The sequence below is a fragment of the Clostridium sp. MT-14 genome (genome assembly GCF_042436595.1).
Lineage (GTDB): Bacteria > Bacillota > Clostridia > Clostridiales > Clostridiaceae > Clostridium_B > Clostridium_B aromativorans.
Genome location: NZ_JBHMIY010000101.1, coordinates 1 through 412, shown reverse-complemented (window position 1 = coordinate 412; position 412 = coordinate 1). Strand labels below are relative to the sequence as shown.

Here is a 412-nt window from a genome sequence, read left to right as displayed (position 1 = left end):
AATATGTTCATCTTTGATATAAACTGTTCCATTTTGATTATTGGTTGTATAACTGTTATAGTTACTTTTCTTACTTTTGAATTTAGGGAAACCTATTGATTTATCTCTAAAGAAATTTTTATATGCTTTATTTAGATCCATTTGAGCATTTGCCAGAGCAAGACTGTCTACTTCTTTAAGCCACTCAAATTCTTTTTTATACTGTGCCGGGGTAGGATACTTAATCTTTTTAATATCCAAATCTTTGTTTTCTTTGTATGATTTAATTCTATCAGCCAGCATTTGGTTATATATAAACCTGACACAGCCAAAAGTTCCAGCAAAATAAAATTTTTGTTCTTTGTTCGGATAAATTCTGTATTTATAGGCTTTTAACACATTTTCGCCTCATTTCATTCCTTGATTTTCAATG

At 29.1% G+C, this 412-nt stretch carries 1 protein-coding gene; it reads right to left on the bottom strand.

Features of this window, described 5'->3' with window-relative positions; genetic code table 11:
• On the bottom strand, nucleotides 1-378 hold a 378-nt coding region (locus tag ACFHWD_RS20680), incomplete at its 3' end, for a helix-turn-helix domain-containing protein (RefSeq protein ID WP_378062951.1).
• Between the last annotated feature and the right edge of the window lie 34 nt (nucleotides 379-412).